This is a genomic window from Nocardia amamiensis NBRC 102102 (assembly GCF_001612745.1).
Taxonomy (GTDB): domain Bacteria; phylum Actinomycetota; class Actinomycetes; order Mycobacteriales; family Mycobacteriaceae; genus Nocardia; species Nocardia amamiensis.
In genome coordinates, this window is sequence record NZ_BDBA01000320.1 from 1 (window position 1) to 6,953 (window position 6,953).

General features: G+C 62.5%; 6 protein-coding genes and 1 pseudogene. 4 read left to right on the forward strand and 3 right to left on the reverse strand.

The features are described from left to right. The first annotated feature begins 63 nt into the window (after positions 1-63). Positions 64-959 (forward strand): annotated as a pseudogene (locus NA4_RS36700) (IS982 family transposase). Here NA4_RS36700 and NA4_RS36705 read toward each other — a convergent pair. After that, on the reverse strand, positions 940-1,521 hold the full coding sequence (locus NA4_RS36705) for a DUF6939 family protein (protein ID WP_067480522.1): 582 nt from the start codon (positions 1,519-1,521) through the stop codon (positions 940-942). The pseudogene NA4_RS36700 and the gene NA4_RS36705 overlap by 20 nt on opposite strands. Positions 1,522-1,584: 63 nt before the next feature. Here NA4_RS36705 and NA4_RS36710 point away from each other — a divergent pair, with 63 nt between their 5' ends. Then, complete coding sequence (locus NA4_RS36710; protein WP_067480525.1) at positions 1,585-1,941, forward strand: transposase; 357 nt, start codon at positions 1,585-1,587, stop codon at positions 1,939-1,941. Between the two features lie 323 nt (positions 1,942-2,264). On the opposite strand, the gene NA4_RS43070 is transcribed toward NA4_RS36710, so the two are convergent. Together NA4_RS43070 and NA4_RS43075 are read right to left on the reverse strand one after the other, a co-directional pair. Next, a complete protein-coding gene (locus NA4_RS43070) occupies positions 2,265-2,897 on the reverse strand; it encodes a group II intron maturase-specific domain-containing protein (RefSeq protein ID WP_245671763.1) in 633 nt (210 codons plus the stop codon). 4 nt (positions 2,898-2,901) lie between these two features. Next, on the reverse strand, positions 2,902-3,525 hold the full coding sequence (locus NA4_RS43075; RefSeq protein WP_169811199.1) for a reverse transcriptase domain-containing protein: 624 nt from the start codon (positions 3,523-3,525) through the stop codon (positions 2,902-2,904). Positions 3,526-4,403: 878 nt separating this feature from the next. Between NA4_RS43075 and NA4_RS36730 the strand changes: the two genes are divergently transcribed. Together NA4_RS36730 and NA4_RS36735 are read left to right on the forward strand one after the other, a co-directional pair. Further along, positions 4,404-5,789: an FAD-dependent oxidoreductase gene (locus NA4_RS36730; RefSeq protein ID WP_067480537.1), complete on the forward strand. Its 1,386-nt coding sequence runs from the start codon at positions 4,404-4,406 to the stop codon at positions 5,787-5,789. Between the two features lie 234 nt (positions 5,790-6,023). Next, a complete protein-coding gene (locus NA4_RS36735; protein ID WP_067480531.1) occupies positions 6,024-6,782 on the forward strand; it encodes a class I SAM-dependent methyltransferase in 759 nt (252 codons plus the stop codon). The last annotated feature ends 171 nt before the right edge of the window (positions 6,783-6,953 follow it).

Genomic DNA, 6,953 nt, shown 5'->3' on the forward strand with positions numbered 1-6,953 from the left:
CGAGTAAGTCCGATGTCTTGGACTGGTCGTCAGGCATGAGAAGAGGGCGTTCAAGATCATGTTGTGACGCAAGATCTGAACACCCTCTTGACTGCACTGTATGTGAACATCGACGACGAGATCGGAGGGACTCGGTGGATGGGCAGACCGCCCCGGTTGAGCGACTCCGAACTCGTCTGTCTGGCGGTGGCCCAGGCCGTGCTGGGCTTCCACTCCGAGGCCCGCTGGCTGCGCTTTGCCCGCACGCACCTGTCGGGTATGTTCCCCTACCTGCCACAGCAATCCGGCTACAACAAACGCCTGCATACTGCGTTGCCGCTGGTCAAGCGCGTGATCCGAGAGCTGGCTACAGACACGGGGTTTCTGGTTCGACACCGTGTGGATCACCGATTCCACCCCGGTGGAGTGCGGTCGTTCCCGCCCACCGTCAAGCGCTCGAACCTGGCTGGCTGGGCCACCTATGGGTACTGCCGCTCCCATTCCCGCTTCTATTGGGGCGTGCGGCTGTTCCTGGTGTGCACTCCCGCCGGGATGCCGATCAGTTGGACCCTGGCCAGCCCGAAGATCGACGAGCGCGAGGTGCTGGCCGCGATGCTCGACTGTGAGCCGCACCTGGCCACCGACCGGCCAGGGGCTGCTGCTGATCGCGGACAAGGGCTTCGCTTCCCCGAGAGTTCGAAGCCGACCTGGCCAGGCGTGGGGTCACGTTGCTGCGGCCGACGTTCAAGCGGGAGAAGCCTCGACCGGGGGGAGGGCTGCTGAGGTCCGTGCGCCAGTTGATCGAGTCGGTCAACGACACGCTCAAGGGCCAGCTTGGTCATGAACAACACGGCGGCCGGACCTTCGAAGGCGTCGCCGTCCGGGGCGCCCAGCGCGTCCTGGCCATGGCCGCGGCCATCTGGCACAACCACAAGACCAGCGCGCCCGTCACCAGGTCACTCATCGCATTTGATCATTGACCACGTCGGGAGCGTCTATGTCATCTTCTCGGGGCCAGCGGCCTTCTATGTGCAGTTGGATGAGCGCGGCGTGGGAGAGGGGGCTGGCGGGATCGGTGACGTCGCCGTTGGTGGTGTAGTCAAGGAGTACCACATCCTTCTTGTCGCGGAGCCGTGCGACAAGATCAGCAACGTGGTGTTCGAGCACCCACCGGTAGGCCGGCAGGTAGATCCGGCGGCGGGCAGTCTCATAGGGCAGTAGCCCGTCGCCGTGCAGACCGGTGCGGTGACCTTGGACGGGGCCGTATCGACGCACCGTCCGCTTCAGCCCTTTCATTGTGGTGATCTTGAGCTTTGTGGGGTCGACATCGGAGTCCTGGAAGACCTTGAGGGCCTGCCAGATTCCCTCTACGGACTGGCTGGTCACGCCGTCGCAGTAGGGGACCGGGATGCCGCCATGCGGGTAGAACGGACTGAGCCGCACCCATGGTTCTGGCGCCTTGGAGGTCACATCGATGATCTCAGCGCCAGGGAACGCGGCGGTCAGCGACACCATCGCACGGCTAGCAACACGGATCGACATCTGAAGACTCCCTGCCTCGGTGACATGAGCCGCCGGGTATCCCCGATGCCACTGACATCTCCCATGGAACAAGGCACCACCGACGAGCCCACCCGCTGTTCCAGTGACTGTCGTCAGCGGGAATGCCGCGACAGCCACATTGGACTTACTCTGACCAACCTCCCACTGCACGGCTTCGGCCAAAACCAGATCTGGTGCGAAATCGTTTGCCTGGCAACCGAACTCACCGCCTGGATGCAGACACTCGCCCTCACCGACCACCCCGCCCGCCGCTGGGAACCCAAACGCCTACGGCTACGTCTGTTCTCGACCGCAGCCCGGCTGGCCCGCCACGCCCGCCGCACCCAACTCCGATTCTCAGCACACTGGCCCTGGACCGGGCTGATCACTGCCGCCCTGGCCCGCCTGCAACCCGGCTGACCAGCACGAATCCATCGCAACGATCAGGAAGACCAACTCCCGGGCCCGTGGAACCCGCCAGCCACCCCGCTGAACGGGCCACCCGACCACGCTCAGTCGCCGGCAAACCGGCCCCAAAACCCCGATCCGAACCCACTCAGACCGGCACGTCAGCCGCGCACAGGGTCGAGAACTGGCGCGGTGACCTTGATCGGCGGCAGGCAGCGAAGCCACTGGTGGCCAAGCGGTTTCCCGCTGGTCGTTCTTCTTCGTCGCCGTGACCGTCCGATCCCGTTTCCAGTTCCCGCCCGTCAATCCGTGCATGCGGTTCTCCCGCACACGGCTTACCGACGCCGTTCACCGCCGGCATTCGGCGTTACCCACCAAGCCCGAAAGGGCCTGGGTGCGACCACGGTTCCGTCAAGGCGGATCAGCCCGAGCTGAGCGTCGGACGCATAGGCGATCACCCAGCGCCCGAACCCTCGGGTGCGTTTGTGCTTCTTCGCGAGGAATCCCGCGATCCGCATCAACGCATAGCTCCCGATCTTCTCGAAGCGAGCGGATGAGTTCCAGTAACGGAAATACCCGGCCCAGCCGCGCAGGAAGCGGTTGACCTCCTCCATGATCGCTTCGACCCGCAACCGCGTCCGCCGCCGACCGGTCACATCCCGAATCCGGTTGCGGGCGTGCTGCATTGCCTTGTCTGCAGGCCAGCGGGCGAGGAAAGCAACGCCTTTGCCACCGGCGCGTCCCTCCGCGCGCACCCACCGATGGTGAAACCCCAGAAAATCCAGGCCTTCACCGCCCTCGGTCAGATGCACGATCCGGGTCTTGGCCGCTTTCGGCTCCAAACCCAGATCAGCCAACAGGGCCATCAGTCGCGCCAGCGCGGCTTCGGCCTGCTGCCGGGACCGACATATCACCACGGCATCATCGGCGAACCGGACCAGCACACCATGCGCGCGTGTGTCCCACACCCGATCAATCCGGTGCAGGTACACGTTGCACATCAAGGGGGCTGATCGGACCGCCCTGCGGAGTGCCGATGACTTCGCGTCGAGCGACTCCGTCACTCATCACCCCGACCCGCAGCATGGCGCGCAGAAGCTTGAGCACCGCAGTGTCGCTGACACGTTCCTCGACCGCCTGCATCAACTTTTCATGCGGAATCGCGGAAAAGCAGTTCGCAATATCCGTTTCGACCACCCACCGTCGGCCCCGCCATGATTCGTCCACGAGGACCTGCAGGGCATCGTGCGGACTGCGTTTCGGGCGGAACCCGAACGAACACGCCAGCATGTCGGCTTCGAAGATCGGCTCGAGCACGATCTTGCACGCCGACTGCACGATCCGGTCCCGAACAGCAGGAATCGACAATGGGCGCTGCTCGACCGTGCCTGGTTTCGGGATCAACACCCGACGCGTCGGCAACGGCCGATACCGGCCCTCCCGCAACTCGACAGCCAACTCATCGAGCAGCCTTTCGACCCCGTACTGCTCGACCTCGACCAGGGTGGTCTTGTCGACACCCGGTGCGCCATTGTTCGTGCGCACCGCGACCCACGCACGCCACAGAACGTCTCTACGGAAGACCTTGTCCCGCAACGCATGAAACCGTCGCCCAGGGTCAGCCTTGGCCGCCCGGTAAAGCGCATGCTGCAAAGCTCGAACCGGGTCCAGACCGGACCCCGTAGTGGCGGGACTAGCCAAAACGGCACTCACCAGGCTCCTCTCCACGAACATGACACATCGACGAAGTAGCGGCCCTTCCCTCACCGGCGGTTATGTTGTCCGCTCGGCTCAATCAGTACTACGACCGCCTCCGACGCCCACTCGGCCAGCAACTCACTTCCCGAGGTCATCGGTTATAGAGCGCCGCCCTCCGGCAACATCGAGCATCCGCAGGTTGCTGGGCCGAGGAGGGCCTCCCCAGTTCCCGCCGTCACTATCTGAACGTTCCGCACCCCGTACGCCGGGGAGTCCTTCGGGGTCTGCACTTCCAGGTCTTCGACGCCTTCCATGGCCTTCGCCCTGATTTCGGAGGCTCGGCACTCCCTGCACCCCGCCCACACGGGCAGGACCTCTAACGACGCCGCAGGCATCGCTTCATGCTACGGACCGCACAGTTGCTCCCCCATAAGGGCTTTCGACGCTGGGCTCCAACCCGACCCGTTTCCAGACCAAGCCGCCAGCCTACTACCGGGCCTCCTGGCAGCTACCCGGACCGGACTCACACCGGCAAGCGACCACGAGCTTTCCACAACAGATCACCTACATCAGGTCACCTCCCGTGAGCTGGGCGCGAGAAAGATCGAAGCTAGCATCCCAATCGGCTTGTCGCCCAAAAGGCTTCCGCCACGGATACGCGAAAACAGCCGCCAGCCTTGCTGGGATCGCCTCACTGGCGACCCCCCAAGCGGAATAACAGATCGCAGGAATTTCCCCCATATCTTCCGAAACGACCAAAGCCTAGCATGGCGCCCATGAAGAACGTAGGCCATGCGGTCATTATCGGAGCCAGCCTAGGAGGGCTGTTCGCCGCCCGCGTATTGGCCGATACATTTCCCACTGTGACGGTGATGGACCGAGACTCGCTCCCAGACGAGCCAATGACCCGGCATTGCACCCCGCAGAGCAAGCACGTGCATATCTTACTGGCCCGCGGCCGAGAGATAATCGACGAACTCTTCCCTGGCTTCACCGCCCAGATGATCGCCGCAGGCTGCCCGACCGGCGACTGCCAATCGGAAATCGGGTTCCACAACGACGGCCGCAGGCTCTATCGGTCTCCTTCTGGGCTGGTCGCGCTCGGTGCTAGCCGGCCGCTTATCGAGCACACCATTCGTGCACGGGTCGCTGCTCTGCCGGGAGTCAAGATCGTGCCTCGAACTCAGGTCGAGGCCCTGACCACGAACACGGCGCGGAACCGGGTGACGGGGGTGCAAATCCGTTCTGCCGATGGAAGCCGAGCGATTGTGGCTGCCGACCTTGTCATTGACGCCAGTGGCAGAGGATCCCGAAGTCCCGTATGGCTGAGCGAGCTCGGATACACGCCACCCGAGCAAGAGCGGGTAAAGGTCAATATCACCTATCTCACCCGGCACTACCACCGGGAACCACATCATCTCGGGGGCGACATCGGTATCGGAATCGGTGCATATCCAGGACAATTACGCGGCGGCTATGCCCTAGCTCGAGAAAATAATCAGATCACCATCACGTTGACTGGAATGTTCGGTACCGAGGCGCAGTCAACTGAGGTAGGAATGGGCGGTCACGCTGACACCTTAACCTCACGGAAAATAGCCGAGATCATTCGTACGGCGCAGCCTTTGGACACTCCGGTCAAGATGCGGTATCCGGCAAGCATCCGAAACCGATACGAGAAGCTTAGAAGTTTCCCCGCCGGCTACTTGGTGGTAGCGGACGCGCTATGTAGTTTCAACCCGGTCTATGGTCAAGGAATGACTGTGGCCGCACTCGAGGCTTTATTGCTCCAACAGGTCCTCGCCGCTGGTATGGACGACTTGGCCCGCCGTTTCTTCCGAAAGGCTGCGAAGCACATCGACGGCCCGTGGACGATAGCGACAGGCGGGGATCTCCGGTTTCCGGAGGCTGAAGGTAAACGCACAGTCATGATGAAGCTAATCAACGCCTACCTAGCTCGCTTCTACGTGGCGGCCGAAACCGATCCCATATTGGGCACAGCGTTCCTCCGGGTCGCCAACCTGATTGATCCTCCATCTCGGTTACTTGCACCCGGCATCATGTTACGCATGCTGCGAAGCCAGTTTCGGGCAGTAGCGGCTCCGCCGACTTCGACAACTCGTCCAGTACCCGGCGCATCGACAACCGGCGACCACAACTGAACATCGTGCGGCATAGTCCACCCTGACGCGCTACAAACGAGTGACACCCACCTGAGATACGTTCCAATTGCCGAGTCCGTATCGACCATTACTCAGGAAGGCAACAGACATGAAATGCAGACCGACAGGTGTCAGCTATGGGGCAGCGAACCAGCCGCTGGCCAGGGCCACAGGGCAAGCTCGAAGAGCCCGTGCACTGAAACGCAGCGGAATTCGACCCGATTGAGAAGTCGCATGAGTGTCTCAAGTGGGCAGTATGACGATGCCGTTACCGCCACGTACAGTCAGAACGACCAAGCGGTCGGCCGGCTGCATGCGGAGTTGCCTACGCTTCTGGCGGTGCTGGGCGATGTCACCGGACGACACGGGCTCGATTTGGCCTGCGGCACCGGTTTTTACACTCGTTTGTTGAGTCGGTGCGGGGCAGACCACGTGGTGGGTGTCGACGCGTCGCCAGCGATGATCGAATCGGCCCGGACGATGACCGCACCCGATGAGCGCATCGAATATAGGGTTCACGACGTTGCGACGCTACCGGATATCGGCACTTTTGACATCGTCACCGCAGGCTTCCTACTGAACTACGCCCAGACTCGGCGACAACTCGGCGATATGTGCGCCGATATCGCCGCACGGTTGCGCCCTGGAGGTCGTTTTGTCGGTTCGCTGCCGATGTCCACGTACGACTGGCGGCGGCCGCTGGCCGCGCGCTATGGAGTCACCTTCGACTACTCCCATGACATGTCCGACGGGGAGAATTTCACCTTCACGCTGCACTTCTCTCCACCGCTGACTCTTGTCAACTGCTACTGGCGAAACGAGACCTACCAAGCTGCCTTGGAGGATGCCGGTCTGGTCAATGTGCGTATGACGCCGTGGCAGCCCAGCGCGGAAGCTATCAATCGGTTCGGGCTGGACTTCTGGAAACCCTGGCTCGCCAACCCCACGCACATGGTGATCTCCGCCGTCCAACCGATCCGGTCAGAGCTGTGACCATCGAATTCAGCTGGCACATCCCCGCAGGCGGTGACGGGCATTGGATGGCACAGCGGCAGCCCGAGCGACCACCGAGCATTAGGTATCTCACCCAGGTGGCGCAGGCTGCCGAGTACGCAGGATTCGACAGCATGCTTGTGCCGTGCAGTTTCAGCGCTGGGAATCATA

What these genes read in the sequence shown, in the direction of transcription:
- NA4_RS36705 (WP_067480522.1), bottom strand. Translation starts at nt 1,521, where the DNA reads ATGTCGATCCGTGTTGCTAGCCGTGCGATGGTGTCGCTGACCGCCGCG.
- NA4_RS36710 (WP_067480525.1), top strand. Translation starts at nt 1,585, where the DNA reads ATGGAACAAGGCACCACCGACGAGCCCACCCGCTGTTCCAGTGACTGT.
- NA4_RS36730 (WP_067480537.1), top strand. Translation starts at nt 4,404, where the DNA reads ATGAAGAACGTAGGCCATGCGGTCATTATCGGAGCCAGCCTAGGAGGG.
- NA4_RS36735 (WP_067480531.1), top strand. Translation starts at nt 6,024, where the DNA reads ATGAGTGTCTCAAGTGGGCAGTATGACGATGCCGTTACCGCCACGTAC.